Annotated in this window: 15 protein-coding genes, 1 tRNA gene and 1 pseudogene; 11 read left to right on the top strand and 6 right to left on the bottom strand. The window is 74.4% G+C overall.

All coding sequences use genetic code 11. The annotated features are described in order from the left end of the window. Nucleotides 1–11 precede the first annotated feature (11 nt). A pseudogene (locus tag JOE35_RS03610) lies at nucleotides 12–866 on the top strand (SMP-30/gluconolactonase/LRE family protein). Nucleotides 867–882: 16 nt separating this feature from the next. On the opposite strand, the gene JOE35_RS03605 reads toward JOE35_RS03610, so the two are convergent. Further along, a complete protein-coding gene (locus tag JOE35_RS03605; RefSeq protein ID WP_209559900.1) occupies nucleotides 883–1,506 on the bottom strand; it encodes a DUF6518 family protein in 624 nt (207 codons plus the stop codon). A 154-nt stretch (nucleotides 1,507–1,660) separates the two neighbouring features. On the opposite strand from JOE35_RS03605, the gene JOE35_RS03600 reads away from it, so the two are divergent. Next, nucleotides 1,661–1,930, top strand: a complete 270-nt coding sequence (locus JOE35_RS03600; protein WP_209559899.1) for a hypothetical protein — start codon at nucleotides 1,661–1,663, stop codon at nucleotides 1,928–1,930. 163 nt (nucleotides 1,931–2,093) lie between these two features. Here the strand turns inward: JOE35_RS03600 and JOE35_RS03595 are convergent. Beyond that, nucleotides 2,094–2,166: transfer RNA gene (locus JOE35_RS03595), tRNA-Arg, on the bottom strand. A 178-nt stretch (nucleotides 2,167–2,344) separates the two neighbouring features. Next, nucleotides 2,345–2,632: a hypothetical protein gene (locus JOE35_RS03590; RefSeq protein ID WP_146905267.1), complete on the bottom strand. Its 288-nt coding sequence runs from the start codon at nucleotides 2,630–2,632 to the stop codon at nucleotides 2,345–2,347. Between the two features lie 277 nt (nucleotides 2,633–2,909). Between JOE35_RS03590 and JOE35_RS03585 the strand changes: the two genes are divergently transcribed. From JOE35_RS03585 to JOE35_RS03560, 6 genes are all read left to right on the top strand, one after another. After that, a complete protein-coding gene (locus JOE35_RS03585; RefSeq protein WP_209559898.1) occupies nucleotides 2,910–3,791 on the top strand; it encodes a phosphatase PAP2 family protein in 882 nt (293 codons plus the stop codon). Next, nucleotides 3,788–4,735 carry a DUF429 domain-containing protein gene (locus JOE35_RS03580; protein WP_209559897.1) on the top strand — a complete coding sequence of 316 codons (948 nt, stop codon included), beginning with the start codon at nucleotides 3,788–3,790 and terminating at the stop codon, nucleotides 4,733–4,735. Before JOE35_RS03585 ends, JOE35_RS03580 begins: the two co-directional genes overlap by 4 nt. Continuing rightward, a complete protein-coding gene (locus JOE35_RS03575; RefSeq protein ID WP_245186043.1) occupies nucleotides 4,732–5,259 on the top strand; it encodes a GNAT family N-acetyltransferase in 528 nt (175 codons plus the stop codon). The genes JOE35_RS03580 and JOE35_RS03575 overlap by 4 nt, the downstream gene beginning before the upstream one ends. 205 nt (nucleotides 5,260–5,464) lie before the next feature. Continuing rightward, nucleotides 5,465–6,547, top strand: coding sequence for a hypothetical protein (locus tag JOE35_RS03570; protein WP_209559896.1), 1,083 nt, complete (start codon nucleotides 5,465–5,467; stop codon nucleotides 6,545–6,547). Nucleotides 6,548–6,676: 129 nt separating this feature from the next. Continuing rightward, entirely contained in the window at nucleotides 6,677–8,560 is a 1,884-nt protein-coding gene (locus JOE35_RS03565; RefSeq protein ID WP_209559895.1) for a hypothetical protein, read from the top strand. 158 nt (nucleotides 8,561–8,718) lie between these two features. Next, a complete protein-coding gene (locus JOE35_RS03560; protein ID WP_209559894.1) occupies nucleotides 8,719–9,117 on the top strand; it encodes a hypothetical protein in 399 nt (132 codons plus the stop codon). Nucleotides 9,118–9,309: 192 nt separating this feature from the next. Here JOE35_RS03560 and JOE35_RS03555 read toward each other — a convergent pair whose 3' ends face one another. Further along, nucleotides 9,310–9,699, bottom strand: coding sequence for a YchJ family protein (locus tag JOE35_RS03555; protein WP_209559893.1), 390 nt, complete (start codon nucleotides 9,697–9,699; stop codon nucleotides 9,310–9,312). Between the two features lie 20 nt (nucleotides 9,700–9,719). Further along, nucleotides 9,720–10,139, bottom strand: a complete 420-nt coding sequence (locus tag JOE35_RS03550; protein ID WP_209559892.1) for a VOC family protein — start codon at nucleotides 10,137–10,139, stop codon at nucleotides 9,720–9,722. 167 nt (nucleotides 10,140–10,306) lie between these two features. Here JOE35_RS03550 and JOE35_RS03545 point away from each other — a divergent pair, with 167 nt between their 5' ends. From JOE35_RS03545 to JOE35_RS03535, 3 genes are all read left to right on the top strand, one after another. After that, the gene (locus JOE35_RS03545) at nucleotides 10,307–10,723 is read left to right on the top strand and encodes a hypothetical protein (RefSeq protein WP_209559891.1); all 417 of its coding nucleotides are present in this window, start codon (nucleotides 10,307–10,309) and stop codon (nucleotides 10,721–10,723) included. 40 nt (nucleotides 10,724–10,763) lie between these two features. Next, nucleotides 10,764–11,711, top strand: coding sequence for a metallophosphoesterase (locus JOE35_RS03540; protein WP_209559890.1), 948 nt, complete (start codon nucleotides 10,764–10,766; stop codon nucleotides 11,709–11,711). Nucleotides 11,712–11,994: 283 nt separating this feature from the next. After that, nucleotides 11,995–13,011 (top strand): NAD-dependent epimerase/dehydratase family protein, encoded by a 1,017-nt coding sequence (locus tag JOE35_RS03535; protein WP_209559889.1) that lies wholly within the window; start codon nucleotides 11,995–11,997, stop codon nucleotides 13,009–13,011. A gap of 27 nt (nucleotides 13,012–13,038) precedes the next feature. Here the strand turns inward: JOE35_RS03535 and JOE35_RS03530 are convergent, their stop codons facing one another. Continuing rightward, nucleotides 13,039–13,707, bottom strand: a complete 669-nt coding sequence (locus JOE35_RS03530; protein WP_209559888.1) for an HAD-IA family hydrolase — start codon at nucleotides 13,705–13,707, stop codon at nucleotides 13,039–13,041. Nucleotides 13,708–14,066 lie beyond the last annotated feature (359 nt).

The raw sequence follows: 14,066 nt of genomic DNA, 5'->3' as shown, positions 1-14,066 counted from the left end.
GGGAAGCGACCATGTGCATCCCGCCCGTGTCGCACCACGCCGAGGGGCCCCTCTGGGACACGCGCAGCGGCTCGTTGCTGTGGGTCGACCAGTACGCGGGCCTCGTTCGCTCGGCCGCTCCTGATCGGGACGGCTTCTCGCTGCGTCCGTCGATCGGCTTCGACGGCCCGGTGGGCGCGGTCGTCGGCGACGTCCGCGGAGGCTGGGTCGTCACGGCCGCCGACGGCCTCTGGTCCCTCTCGACCGCCGGCGACGTCTCCCCCGTCGTCGACGCCCTGCCCCGGGACGGCGTGGATCGGCGGATGAACGACGGGAAGGTCGATCCGTCCGGCCGGTTCTGGTTCGGCACGATGGCCGTGGACAAGCGGCAGGGCGCCGGGTCGCTCTACGTCCTCGACCAGGGCGTGGTCACGGAGGCGATTGCCGGGGTCACGATCTCCAACGGGCTGGCCTGGTCTCCTGACGGGCGCACGATGCACTACATCGACACCCCGACCCGCCGCGTCGACCGGTACCTCACGCGGAGCACGACCCTCCGGCTCGACGGCTCGCTCGACCTCTCGGCCCAGCCGGGGAGCCCGGACGGCATGACGATCGACGACGAGGGCGCCCTGTGGGTGGCCATGTGGGGAGCCTCCGCCGTGCACCGCTAGGACCCCGCCGGCGAGCTGATCGGCATCGTCCACGTCGACGCCCCGCAGGTCTCCAGCGTGGCCTTCGGCGGGCCCGACGGGGACACGCTCTTCATCACGACGTCCCGCGAGGACTACTCCGCCCGCGACTGCGACGCGCACCCGCTGGCCGGCGCGATCTTCGCGGTCCGGCCGGGAGCTCGGGGGGCCGTGGCGACGCTCTACCAGCCCTGATCCCCTCCGTCCGCCTTCAGAGCAGGCTGAACAGGGCGACGAAGGCCGCCGCCCCGACGCCCGCGAGCCCGACGGCGAGCGCGCGTTCCCTCCACCGGTCGAGTTGACGGACGACGACCCGCCCGAGCGCCACCACGCCCACCGCGATGCTGATCAGCCACCAGGTCGTCCCGGTCGTCTCCGCGACGCGGACGAGCCCCGAGACGCCGTCGCCGATCATCACCGCGGCCAGGATCGCGACGCCCACCGCGCGGAGGACGGGACGCGGCGACCACCACCACAGCCCGGCGAGCCCGATGACGGGCCCGGCCAGGGTCGCCGCCGTGAACCAGAAGTCGCCAGGGCCGTACGAGTCGGGGAACCCGCGCAGGGTGGACGCGACGACGTAGCCCTGGACCGCAGCGTGGAAGACGACGAGACCGAGCCCGGCTGCCGTCCACCACCTCCGGGCGCTCGGCCTGCGGGTGACCAGCACGACCGTCGCGAAGGTGATGACCGTCCACCCGCCGCTCGAGTTCGCGAAGGGTCGCAGCCCGTCGGGCAGGTGCTGCTGCCCGAAGGAGGTGGCGCCCCCGAGCACGAGACCGGCTGAGGCGCCCAGCAGCCACCAGCCGAGGGTCGTCACGAGAGAGCGCGTCATCCCGCGAGCATCACAGGTCGACCGCCCCGTGCCGACCCTCTGGCGGACGATGCTCGCCATCCTGGAGGAGGACCCACTCGCGGCCCGGCCCTTGAGCCGGCGAGGGGGCCCGACGTACGGTGGAGAGGTCGACGACGACGAGGGGGCCACGACGATGGACGACGAGACGAACCGCGACCAGGGGCGACTCCGGCTGCAGAAGCCGACGTTCCGCGGCTCCTCTGTGGGCTGGGGCATCGCCGCATTCGTGTGGCTCACCTGCGTCGTGAGCGTCGTCGTCAGGATGGCGACCGCCTCCGGAGGCACCGCCCTCGTGGACGTGCTGATCCTCGTCGCGCTCGTCGTCGCCACGGCCGTCTGCGTGACGGGCACCGTCGCGACGATCCGTCACCCTCGCCCCGCACCTCCGGTCGTCGACGACTAGCGCAGCCCACGCCCGCCGCCGCCACGCCCGCGTCCGCAGGACGCCGGCCACACGCCGCCCTGCAGGCTCGCGTCCGCAGGACGCCGGCCGCCGGCAGGCGGCCGGACAGGCACCAAAACGAAGAAAAGCCCTACCGAGTAGGGCAGGGCTTTTCTAATTCGTGTGCGCCTGGAGGGACTCGAACCCCCAACCTTCTGATCCGTAGTCAGATGCTCTATCCGTTGAGCTACAGGCGCATTTCTCCGGCCGAATGGCCGGGGGAAACACTACACGACCGAGGGCGTCCTCGCGAATCGAGGGCGCCTCCTCGTGTTCGTGCTCTCGCCCACCTGGACGAGTTGCCGCGTTCGGTCGCTTCCGGAGCCCGGAGGCAGCCGTTCGGGGCAACTCGAGGCGAGAACGCGAGCTCGCGAGCTACGGGGCGCGCGGGCCCTCGTGGTCGTCGTCGCGGTCCTCGCGGCGGCCGAGCAGGTCGTCGACGTCCGAGGAGTCGACCGAGCCCGTGCGGTCGAGCACGTCGCCCGTGGCCTCGCGGCCGGTCAGGTGGTCGGGCTCGTCGTCGGTGCCGGGCGCGACGGGCTGCTCGACGTCGCCGTGGTTCTCGGTGCTGCCCGCGACGGGCACCTGCGACCGGTCGCCGAACTCGGCGGTCTCGTCGGTGACCCCGCCCTGCTGCGGCTCGTTGCTGTTCGTGGTGCTCATCGAGCGCCTCCTCGTGTCGAGCCGACCGTGTCGGCTGATGTGGGTCGATCATGCTCCGACGACCTCCGCGGCTCCCAGGCGCGCAGGCGCAAGGCGCGAGGCCGCGATGCCGCGATGCGCGCAGGCGCAGGGCGAGGGCGAAGGAGGCGGCCTGCCGCCCCAGGGGCCGGCCCGCTGCCCGGCACGGCACGACCGCCGCCTGTGAGTCGCGCCCTTCTCGACGCATCACCAGGCGGGTGTGAGGCGGCGTCCAGGAGGGGTGCTGTTCTATGGGGAAGTGACTGCTGCCCCCGTTCTCCCGACCCCGAGCGCCGTCCGGCGACACGGGTCGGCCCGGTGGATCGTCGCGGCGAGCGCGTCCGTCGTCGTCTTCGGCGGCGTGTACGTCCTGGCAGTGCTGACCGAGACGGGCCAGTCCGTCGAGGACAGCATCCTCAGCTCGGTCGACGACGACCGCCTGCTCGGCTCCGGCTCCGCGCTCGACGCGATCTCGCCCGCGGCGCTGATGCTGCTCGTCGGGCTGACGATGCTGGTCGCGTTCCTCCGCCGCCGACCGGGAGCCGCGCTGCAGTCGGGCGTGCTCATCATCGGCGCGACGGTCACGACCCAGGTGCTCAAGCAGGTCGTGCCGCGCCCCGACCTCACCGGCGAGCTGTACGGCAACAGCTTCCCGAGCGGGCACACCACGATCGCCGTCGCCGCTCTCTTCGCCGTGATGACCGCGTTCGGCCGGCACGTGCGCCCCCTGGTGTTCCTGATCGGGACCGCGTTCGCCGCCATCGTGGCCGAGCAGACCGTCGCCTTCGGCTGGCACCGCTCGAGCGACATCGTCGGCGCGTGCGCCGTCGCCCTCTTCTGGCTCGCTGCCGTGCGGTTCACGGCCTCGCGCCTCGCCGGCCGGGCCCGCGGACGGCTGCGCAGCCCCGCCGCCGTCGACGCGGTCGGCCCGAAGGCGTTCGCCCTGACTTCCGGACTGCTGGGGCTCGCGCTCGTCGCCTGCCTCACGATCTCGGGCCTCGTCTGGGGCATCGGGATCGGCAGCGACATGAGCGTGACCACCTCGACCGGCAGCGGGGTGCTGACCGGTGCCCGGCTCGCCGCGGCGGGGGTCGTGCTCGTGACCGCCTGGGTCGGCTGGAAGCTCGACCGCCGCTCGTGAGCGGCGCTGCTGCCCACGGCGACGTCGAGCACCATTCGATCAGTGCCCCGCGCTACCTCGGAATCGACCTCGCCTGGCGCGACTCGACCCCGACGAAGCCCGCCAACGAGACCGGCCTCGCGGTCGTCGACGCCGACGGCACCGTGCTCGACGCCGGCTGGGCCCGCGGCGTCGACGAGGTGACCGAGTGGGCGCTGCGCTGGGCGACCCCCGGCTCGCACGTCGCGATCGACGCTCCCGTGCTGGTGCCGAACGCGACCGGCATGCGGCCGAGCGAACGGCTCGTGGGACGGGCGTACGGTCGGTGGCACGTGTCGGCGAACGCCTCCAGCGCCTCCTTGCCCTGGCTCGGCGGACGCACCCTCGGCGAGCGCCTCGCCGCCGCCGGGGCCGTGTACGACGACGGGGTCGCGCCCGTCGCCGCCGACGCCGTCTCGTACTTCGAGTGCTACCCGTACACGACGCTCGTCGGCGCCCCGGAGCTCGGCTACGACGACCGCCGGCCGCGCTACAAGCGTCCCGACACGACCCTCGCCAAGGAGGAGCGGCGCGGCGCCCGCGCGCTCGCCTGCGACGACCTGATCTCGCGCCTGGCCGCCCTCGACTCGGCCGACCCGCCGCTGCGGCTGCTCTCGCACCCGGTGTCGCGCCTCCTGGTCGACGAGCCGTCGCCGCTCGTCGACCGCGCGTACAAGCACCGCGAGGACCTGCTCGACGCCCTCGTCTGCGCGTGGACGGCGTCGCTGCGGGCACGGCGCCCCGAGCGGATGCAGGTGCTCGGGGCGGCCGCCGAGCCCGACGCCCTCGGCCGGCGCGCGACGCTGATCTCGCCCGCGCGCGACTCGCAGCGGCTCGCCGCGCCCGAGGGCACCGTGCCCGTCGGGCGCACCCCGCGCCGAGCCGCGCGCGGCAGTCGCGCAGCGCGTGGCACGCTGGGCGCATGAGCCCGCGCATGCCGAGCACCGTCACGATCCGCCGCACGACCGCCGACGACTGGCAGCAGGTGCGCGACCTGCGGCTCGAGATGCTCGAGGACACCCCGCTCGCCTACGGCGAGTCCCTCAGCACCGGGCTGACGCACGGCGAGGCAGAGTGGCGCGCACGCGGCGCCCGCGGACAGGCGCCGCACAGCGTGATGCTGGCGGCGATCGACGACACGACCGGCGAGTGGGTCGGCACGATGGGCGGCTACCTCGACGCGCCGGGCACGCCGATGCTCGTCGGCGTCTACGTCCGCCCGACGAGCCGAGGCAGGGAGGCGGGGGTCGCCGATGCCCTGCTCGACACGGTGATCGAGTGGGCGCGCACCGAGGGCACGGCGCTGACGCTGCACGTCCACGAGGACAACCCGCGCGCGGTGGCGTACTACCGCCGCCGGGGCTTCGAGCCGACCGGCGTCACCGTGCCGTACGTCCTCGACCCCGAGAGCCGCGAGCTCGAGCTCGAGCTCAGGCTGCCGCTCGCCTGACGCCGGGCGCGACGCTCGCCTCCTCGACAGGTCGACCGGCGCCTCCTCCCCAGGTGATCCGCAGGTGGGTCACGGGGTACAAATGAGGGATCTTCGTGGACATCTCCGGCCCGCAGGCGTAGAAAAGGGGCACAGCGGGTCCAACCACCCCGCTCGCCGGGCCCAACCACCCCGGCGGCAGCTCAGCGACCGAAGAAGGTGCGCCGTGGATCAGACGGCCGAGGGGACGATGCGGCGACCGGCCGCGCTCTCCTTCGTGCGCCTCCTCGTGGTCTCCGGCCTGGCCGCTCTCGCGGCCGTGGTGCTGAGCCTGTTCTTCTCGTCGACGTCCGCGTCGGCAGCACCGGCCGCTCCCCCGGCCGACTCGTCGCTGCTCGGCGGCGTCACGTCCGCGGTGGGGGGCGTCGTGCAGTCGCTCGACGCTCCCGTCGCCGCAGTCGGGACGACCGCAGGAGGCGCGGTGTCGACGGTCACCCAGGTCGCGACCCAGGCCACGGCGGTGGCTCCCCCGGTGCAGCAGGTCGTCCAGGCCGTGGCGCCGGTGGTGCCGCAGGTCGTCCAGCACGTCGCCGTGGCCGCGCCCGTCTCGAGCGTCGTCGCCCCCGTCGCGCAGGTCGTCGACACGGTCGTCGCAGCCACGCCGGTGGTCCCCGCAGTCTTGGGCCAGGCACCGGTCGCCACCGTCACGGCGCCCGTCGCCGCGGTCGTGGACACGGCTGTCGGCAGCCTCGGCGACGCCGCTGCGGCACCGGCACCGGGTCTGCCTGTCCCGCCCGTCACGACGCCCCTTCCTGACCTGCCCGGCACGCCCGGTGCGCCTGGCGCGTCCGCCGGCGTCTCGCTCGACGGCACGACGACCCCGGCCGCCGGGATCGCCGCGGGCGACGACACGGCCGCGGCGGCCCTGGCCGACGAGGCCACCGCCGGCTCCGCCGACGTCGTGGCGGCCGACCCCGCGAGCGTGCTGCGCGACCGCATCGCGACCCAGGCGTCGAGCTCCTCCGCTGGCTCCCCCTCCGCGGCGAACGCCGCTGCGCCCGTCTCGCCGCTGCCCGCCGACGACCGCTCGCCGATCGGCGACGACGGCCTCCCGGGCCTGCCCTCGGGCAGCACGGGGTCGACCGGCTCGGGTTCCGCGGGCGCAGGTGCCGGCTCGGCGGGAGCCGTCGTCGGCGACGCAGCCCGCCCCTCCTCACTTCCCGGCCTGGCCGTCTCGGCGGGCTCCGCGGACGGCGACGACGACCTCCCGTCGACGCCCACGTACGACACCGACAGCTCCCCCGACTGAGGTCGGTCGCGTCGTCAGGGCCCCGCTGCACCCGCAGCCGGCCCGACAGCAGGCACCTGCCTGCCGACGACACACGCGACCACGCCGCGAGACCGCGGCACCACACCTCATCTCGTCTTGGAGTTCGTCATGAACAAGTACATCTCGAGAGGGCTCACCGGAGCGCTCTTCGTCGGAGGCCTCTGGGCCCTCGGAACCACCGCCGCCAACGCGGCACCCACCACCACCGGAGACGACGGGCTGCTCTCGGGCACCCAGATCGGGGCCGTCGTCGACGCGCCCCTGTCGGCGCTCGGCAACGCGATCTCCGTCGTCGGCGACAGCACCGCGACGGCGGCTGCGGCACCTGCTCCTGCTCCTGCACCTGCACCCGCTCCGGCTCCGGCTCCGGCCCCCGCTTCGGCGCCCGCTCCGGCACCGGCGCCCGCTCCGGTAACGACGACCAGCGGTGACTCCGGCCTGCTCTCCGGCACGCAGGGCATCGTGTCGGTCGACGTGCCGATCACCGTCACCGACAACGCGATCTCGGTCGTCGGCGACGCGGCGAGCACGGCGCCGGCCGCACCGGCCGCACCTGCCGCCCCGGCCCCGGCTCCGGCCGCGCCCGTCGAGGCGCCCGCGGCCACCACCTCCGGCACCGACTCGATCGGCGGAGGCACGCAGGCCCTCGTCGACGTCGCCCTCCCGGTGACGATCTCGGGCAACGGGCTGTCGCTCCTCGGCGACAGCTCGAGCACGGGCACCGCCGCACCGGCGACGACGACCCCGACCACGTCGACCCCGGCGACTTCCGGAGCGACGACGAGCGGTGAGGACTCCGTCCTCGGCGGCACGCAGATCGTCCCCGGCGTCTCGGTGCCGGTCACGATCGGCGGCAACGCGGTCAGCGTCCTGGGCGACAGCAGCTCGACCGGCAGCACGCCGGTCGTCGGCACGACGCCTGCGACGGGCTCCGGCTCGGCCGGGACGGGCTCGACGGGCACCACCTCGGGCGACGACTCGATCGCCGGGGGCACCCAGATCGCCCCCGTGGTGACGGCTCCTGTCACCGTCGGCGGCAACGCCGTCAGCATCATCGGCGACAGCAGCAGCACCGGCAGCAGCATCGGCACGGGCACCACGCCCGCCACCGGCACCGGCAGCACCACCTCGGGCGACGACGGAATCGCCGGCGGCACCCAGATCGTCCCCGTCGTCACCGCTCCCGTCGACGCCGGCGGCAACACCGTCAGCGTCATCGGCGACAGCAGCACCACCGGCACGGGCACGGGCACGGGCACCAGCACCACGCCCGCCACCGGCACCGGCAGCACCACCTCGGGCGACGACGGCATCCTCGGCGGCACCCAGATCGTCCCCGTCGTCACCGCTCCCGTCGACGCCGGCGGCAACGCCGTCAGCATCATCGGCGACAGCAGCACCACCGGCACGGGCACGGGCACGGGCACCAGCACCACGCCCGCCACCGGCACCGGCAGCACCACCTCGGGCGACGACGGCATCCTCGGCGGCACCCAGATCGTCCCGGTCATCACGATCCCGATCGACCTGGGCGGCAACGCGGTGAGCGTCGTCGGCGACAGCAGCACCGACACGACGGGCACCACCGGCACGACGCCCGTCGACCCCGGCACCCCGGTCGACCCCACGGACCCGGTCGACCCGACGGACCCCACCGTCCCGGTGATCCCCGTGACGCCCGCCTTCCCCTTCGACCCGTCGGACCCCACCACCCCGACGACCGAGGGTGACGGCGACGTCCCGACGACCGGCGGCGGCGAGGTCGTCGTGACGACCGACTCCGGCGAGGGAGTCGTGACCGCCTCGACCGCCGAACGCACCGTGTCCTTCTCGACCGCCTCCTCGGCTGGTCAGCCCTTCACGGCGGCAGCCGACAGCTCCACCCTCGCGTTCACCGGCGGCGAGTCGACGGGCGGCCTCGCGGCCGGCCTGCTGGCCCTGCTCGCCGGGCTCGGACTGCTGCTCGCGGCTCGCCGCCGGGCACGCGCCTGAGCATCGAGGCAGCCGCACGGCGGCGCTCGGCGACGCACCGCAGACCGGATCAGGGCCTGCGGTGCGTCGCCGTGCCCGCGGGCGTCCGAGTGCCGGCACTCGCGCTAAGTTGTGGCTCGGAGCCCGCTCGGGCGCCAGGGGAACTACACGGGGGACGCATGGCCGACAGCAGCTACGACTACTTCTTCACAGGCCCGCACGACGACTCGCGCAGGCTCGTCGACCACGTGGCCCAGGCGCAGGGCTTCCGGCTCGAGCAGATGCCGAACGGCAGCACCAAGGCCGTGCGCGGCGATCTCACCAAGACGCTGTTCCTGGGGGTCTTCGCCGGCAAGGCCTTCCACGTCGTGCTCTGGCTGCAGTACTTCGTCGACGACTCCGGCCGGCTCGTCGTGCGCCTCAGCCGGGACCTCGGCACCGGCCTCGTCAAGGGCGGCGCGCTCGGCGCGGCTCGGTCGCAGGAGGCGTTCGCCGAGCTCGCCCACGCCCTCGGCCGAGCGTCGACGGGCGGGCAGCTCGACCCCGACGCCCACTCGCAGGGCACCCCGCAGCCCTAGCTGCAGCTGCAACCGCCTCCTCGTCGCCGCATCCGCACCTCCTGCGCGCGCTCGCCTGGGCCCCAGACGCCGGGCCACTGCCGAAGTCGGCGGGCTCCCGCAGCTCCCGGCGGGTCAGCGCCCACCCGCCACCGACGACGGGAACCCGCCGCATGCCGAACACACCCGCCGCGGGCGACGGCAACCCGCCGGCTAGCCGGGCACGCCGTCGACGTAGAGCCACCGACGCGAGCGGTCGCGCACGAAGCGGCTGACCTCGCGCTGCACCTCGGCGACGCCGTCGACCCGGTGGTGCGCGGCGAACTCGACCACGCCGCGGTCGTCGAGCGGTCCGCCGCGGTCGGTCCGCAGCACGTCGAGCCGGAACCAGCGCACCGTGGGGTCGAGCTCGAGCTCGTCCGGGCGCGTCGACGGGTGCCACGTCTCGAGCAGCCACCCGGCGTCGCCCACCACGAACGCCGAGTATCGCGAGCGCATCAGCCGTTCGGCAGTCGGAGCCGGCACGACGTGCGCGTGCAGGGGCCCGCAGCAGGCGCCGTACGTCTCGCCGCTCAGGCAGGGGCAGCGCGCGGAGTCGTCCATCCGTCCATCATCGCGGACCCTCAGGCGGCCGTGCCGCCGATGTTCACCATCCAGTGGATGCCGAACCGGTCGTCGAGCTGGCCGAAGCTGTCACCCCACGGCGCCTTCGCGAGCTGCTCGTGGACCGTGCCGCCCTCGGCGAGCGCGGCGAACCAGCCGGTCAGCCGGTCCTCGTCCTCGGCTGCTCCGAAGAGCGAGAGCGAGATCGCGTTCTCGCTCTCGAGGGGGACCGAGTCGGGCCGGTCGGCCGCCATGAGGAGGAGCCCGTGCGGGGTCGCGAGCTGCCCGTGCATGATCTTGTCGCCCTCCCCCTGGCCGCCCATGCCGTACTCGCTGTACGAGCTGTAGGTGGGGACGCCACCGAACACGGAGGCGTAGAAGTCGAGCGCCTCGCGGGTCTGGGTGCGGAACGCGAGATACGGCGTGAGCTGGACGGACATCGAGTGCTCCCTCGGTCGTGTCGCCGGCACGTCGGGAGGGCGGCGTGGGCCGGCGACCGCGCTGCCTCCCGGCATGATGACAGCGTCGAGGAGGCGCCACCACCCCTGACCGGGTCGGCCCCGAACTGGGCCTGACCGCGCGACGCAGGCCCTGCCACAGTGGACACATGGCCACCCCTCCGCCCCCGGGCACCCACCCCGTGCTCGAGCCGGAGCTCGTGTTCGCGCACGTGCGGGCGCGCCTCGAGGCGAGCACGATCCACGGCGACCCCCAGGGTGGTCGGCAGCGGCTGCCCAGGCTGTCGCGCTCGGCCACCGCGAAGGCGCTCACGGCGAACGGATTCCGCACCTTGACCGGCCTGAACGTCTCGCCCTCCGACCTGAACAAGGACGGCACGCAGTTCCTCGACGACACCGAGACGGTCCTGCTGGAGACCCTCGCGCTCGGCCGTCGTTTCTACGGCCTCTACGTCGAGCCGCAGAACCCCTCGCACGAGCAGTGGGAGGCGGTCACCGCGATGTTCGCCGAGCTCGGAGCCAAGCTCGACGCCCGCCTCGGCCCCGTCGAGCAGTTCCTGGCCTAGGCAGCACCTGAGGCGCGGCGACGGCCAGTAGGGTCGGCGCATGTTCGCCCTGCCGTCCGGAGCCCTGCGCGTCGTCCACCTCAGCGACTCCCACCTGAGCGGCGACGGGAGCCTGCACCAGGGCTCGGTCGACACGCTGGCCGCGCTCGACCGCGTCCTCGCCGAGGCGGCCAGGGTCGAGGGCGCCCGGCTGCTGGTCGGCTCGGGCGACCTGTCGGACGACGGGAGCACCGCCTCCTACGAGCTGCTGCGTGATCGCCTCGCGGGCTGGGCCGCGCGCCGGGACGAGCAGGTCGACGTCGTGCTCGTGCCCGGCAACCACGACCTGCGTGCCGGCTTCACGGAGGTGCTCGGCGACGGCCACCTCGGGCGCGACGCGCTCCGGCACGACCCCGCGCACCCGGGGCCCGCACAGCACGACCCCGCGCAGCACGACCCCGCGCACCCGGTCGACGGCGTCTCGCTCGTCGACGGCTGGCGCGTCGTGACCCTCGACACCTCGGTGCCGCGGGCGGGCTACGGCCTGCTCCGCCCGGAGCAGCTCGACCTCCTCCGCGACCTGCTCGCCGAGCCCGCGCCGCGCGGCACGGTGCTCGTGCTGCACCACCCGCCGCTCCCGGCGCCCACGACCCTGCACCAGTCGCTGGCGCTGCAGGCCCCGGAGGCGCTGGCCGCGGTCGTCGAGGAGACCGACGTCCGCGTCGTCCTCGCCGGCCACTACCACCGCCACGTGGTCGGCTCCCTGGCGGGGGTGCCCGTGCTCGTGGCGCCCGCCGTCGCCAACGAGACCGACGTCTGCGCACCGCACGGCACCGAGCGGGCCGTGCGCGGCTCGGGGTTCCTCGTCGTCGACCTGCTGCCCGACGGCACGGTGCGCTCGACGCCCGTGCGGGCCCACGACGAGCACGACGGCGACGAGGTGTTCGTCCTCGACGAGGAGGCGGTGCGCACCATCGCCGCAGCGGCCGGCGTCCCTGCCTCCTCCTGACCACCTCCTGCAATCCCGCCCTTTCGCTCCCTCGCTCCCTCGCGCCCTCGCTCCCTCGCGCCGGTGAGAGACGAGTTGCCCCGAAATGTCGCCTCGCCGGCCGCGAGGCAGCGTTCCGGGGCAACTCGACTGACGCGCCCGCCGCGCGACGGGCGGTGCCGCGCGGCGAGCGGCGCCGGGCGGCGGCCCAGGCGCTCCGCGTAGGGTCGAGGGGACGTCAGGCCAGCGTGAGCAGGTCAGGGCGTCCACATCTTTCCGAGAGCGAAGCGAGGGAGACCGCAGCATGCGCGTGGTCGTCGTCGGAGCCACCGGCAACCTGGGCACGGCCCTGTTGACGCGGCTCCAGTCCGAAGCCGACGTCACCGAGCTGGTCGGCATCGCCCGCCGTGCACCCCGCACGGCCTCGCCGCCCTACGGCGACGTCCAGTGGTTCACGATCGACGTCGGCGACGACGCCTCGCCCGACCGGCTGGCACGGGCGTTCGTCGGAGCCGACGCCGTCGTGCACCTCGGCTGGGCGCTCCAGCCGAGCCACGACCGCGACGCGATGTGGCGCACCAACGTCGTCGGCACCCGGCACGTGCTCGACGCCGTCGCGCTGGCCGGGGTGCCGCACGTGCTCGTCGCGTCGTCCGTCGGCGCCTACAGCCGCGGCCCCAAGTCGCGTCGCGTCTCGGAGTCCTACAAGACCAAGGGCGTCCGCCGCTCCAGCTACTCGAAGCACAAGGCGGTCAACGAACGACTGATGGACGCGTGGGCCGTGAAGCACCCCGACGTCGTCCTGACCCGGATGCGTCCCGGGCTCGTGTTCCAGCCTGCCGCCGCGCGCGAGATCATCGGCCTGTTCCTCGGCCGCTGGGTCCCCACCCGGTGGATGCAGCACCACCGCCTCCCCTTCCTCCCCCTCGCGCCGCGCTTCGTGTCGCAGGTCGTGCACGCCGACGACGTCGCCGACGCCTTCTGGCGCGCGATCGACCGCCGGGTCGGCGGGGCCTTCAACCTCGCGGCCGAGCCGATCGTCGATCCCCAGATGGTGGCGGAGGCGTTCGGCACGCGGCTGCTGCCGGTGCCCTACCGCGTGATGCGCGCTGCGGCGCTCGTGACGTGGCTGCTGCGCCTGCAGCCGACGGAGCCCGGCTGGCTCGACATCGCCGCCAAGGTCCCCGTCATGTCGACGGACGCCGCGCGTGAGCAGCTCGGCTGGACCCCGCGGCACTCCTCCGGCGACACGCTGCGCGCCTTCGCCCGCGCGATCGGCCGGCGCGACTCGCACGCCGGCTCGCACCCGCTCAGCGGCTGACGGCCGCGCGGGCGCTGCCGTCCTGGCTCAGAGCGTGATCGTGAGCAGCCCGTCGTCGCCGAGCTCGACCACGGCGCCGCGGTAGTCCGTGATGCGCGTCAGCCCCTCGGCGGCCGGCCCGCCGTGGTCGCCCACGACCACGACCTGGGCCCCAGAGGCGCGTGCGGCCTGCAGCCCCGCCTCCGCGTCCTCGAAGACGACGACGTCGCCCGGCTCGACGCCCAGCAGCTCGGCCGCCCGCAGGTACCCGTCGGGAGCGGGCTTGCCGGCCGGCACGTCCTCGGAGGCGAGCACGACCGCGGGCAGCCCGACCCCCGCGACGGCGGTGCGGCTCCGCGCGATGTCCCCCGGGGCGCTCGTCACCAGCGCGACGAGCTGCCCGGGCAGCGCGGCGACGAACGCGGCGGCGCCGGGGATCTCCACCACGCCGTCGGGGGCCTCGCCCTCGACCGACAGCAGCGCGTCGACGTGCCGCAGCACCGCCTCCTCGTCCAGCTCGGGCAGGAACCGCCTGACCGTGTCCGCGGTCTGCCGACCGTGCGCGAAGGCGAGCACCTCGCCCGGGTGCAGGCCGAGCGGGCCGCACCACTCGGTCCAGATGCGCTCGACCAGGGCGGTCGAGTCGACGAGCGTCCCGTCCATGTCGAAGACGACCGCCCGGGCGGTCAGGGTCGTGCGGGGCTGCTCGGTGCTCATGGCGCCAGTCTGTCGCACGGTCGTGGGCAGGACGGGGGACCTCGCCGGGGTACGGGCCGCGGCCGGGCTGCTCCGCGCAGCCTGTGCATGCCGTGCGCGTCCGCTGGCCCCCTTCCGGGGGACTCGACGGAACGCGTAGCCTTGTCGGGTCGGGACCTCACCGGTCCCACAGGATGTCGCTCCCCGCGAGCGTTCCCTGCCCGTGAAGCTCACGCTCGCGGAACGGCATCCGGGTCGCGCTCCTCGCTCGGGGAGCGCGGCCCCTCCCTGGAGGGGCGCATGGCCCTGCACGACCGAGGCGGCCCCTCGTGACCCTCCGCAGAGATCGTCCCTGCGTGAAGCTCCGACGGTGCGGAGAG

Source organism: Frigoribacterium sp. PvP032, assembly GCF_017833035.1.
Classification (GTDB): Bacteria; Actinomycetota; Actinomycetes; order Actinomycetales; family Microbacteriaceae; genus Frigoribacterium.
The sequence above is the reverse complement of the archived record's forward strand: the minus strand, read 5'-3'. Positions and strand labels throughout refer to the sequence as shown.

What these genes read in the sequence shown, in the direction of transcription:
- JOE35_RS03555 (WP_209559893.1), bottom strand. Translation starts at nt 9,699, where the DNA reads ATGGACGACTCCGCGCGCTGCCCCTGCCTGAGCGGCGAGACGTACGGC.
- JOE35_RS03590 (WP_146905267.1), bottom strand. Translation starts at nt 2,632, where the DNA reads ATGAGCACCACGAACAGCAACGAGCCGCAGCAGGGCGGGGTCACCGAC.
- JOE35_RS03540 (WP_209559890.1), top strand. Translation starts at nt 10,764, where the DNA reads ATGTTCGCCCTGCCGTCCGGAGCCCTGCGCGTCGTCCACCTCAGCGAC.
- JOE35_RS03605 (WP_209559900.1), bottom strand. Translation starts at nt 1,506, where the DNA reads ATGACGCGCTCTCTCGTGACGACCCTCGGCTGGTGGCTGCTGGGCGCC.
- JOE35_RS03545 (WP_209559891.1), top strand. Translation starts at nt 10,307, where the DNA reads ATGGCCACCCCTCCGCCCCCGGGCACCCACCCCGTGCTCGAGCCGGAG.
- JOE35_RS03565 (WP_209559895.1), top strand. Translation starts at nt 6,677, where the DNA reads ATGAACAAGTACATCTCGAGAGGGCTCACCGGAGCGCTCTTCGTCGGA.
- JOE35_RS03575 (WP_245186043.1), top strand. Translation starts at nt 4,732, where the DNA reads ATGAGCCCGCGCATGCCGAGCACCGTCACGATCCGCCGCACGACCGCC.
- JOE35_RS03530 (WP_209559888.1), bottom strand. Translation starts at nt 13,707, where the DNA reads ATGAGCACCGAGCAGCCCCGCACGACCCTGACCGCCCGGGCGGTCGTC.
- JOE35_RS03535 (WP_209559889.1), top strand. Translation starts at nt 11,995, where the DNA reads ATGCGCGTGGTCGTCGTCGGAGCCACCGGCAACCTGGGCACGGCCCTG.
- JOE35_RS03600 (WP_209559899.1), top strand. Translation starts at nt 1,661, where the DNA reads ATGGACGACGAGACGAACCGCGACCAGGGGCGACTCCGGCTGCAGAAG.
- JOE35_RS03550 (WP_209559892.1), bottom strand. Translation starts at nt 10,139, where the DNA reads ATGTCCGTCCAGCTCACGCCGTATCTCGCGTTCCGCACCCAGACCCGC.
- JOE35_RS03560 (WP_209559894.1), top strand. Translation starts at nt 8,719, where the DNA reads ATGGCCGACAGCAGCTACGACTACTTCTTCACAGGCCCGCACGACGAC.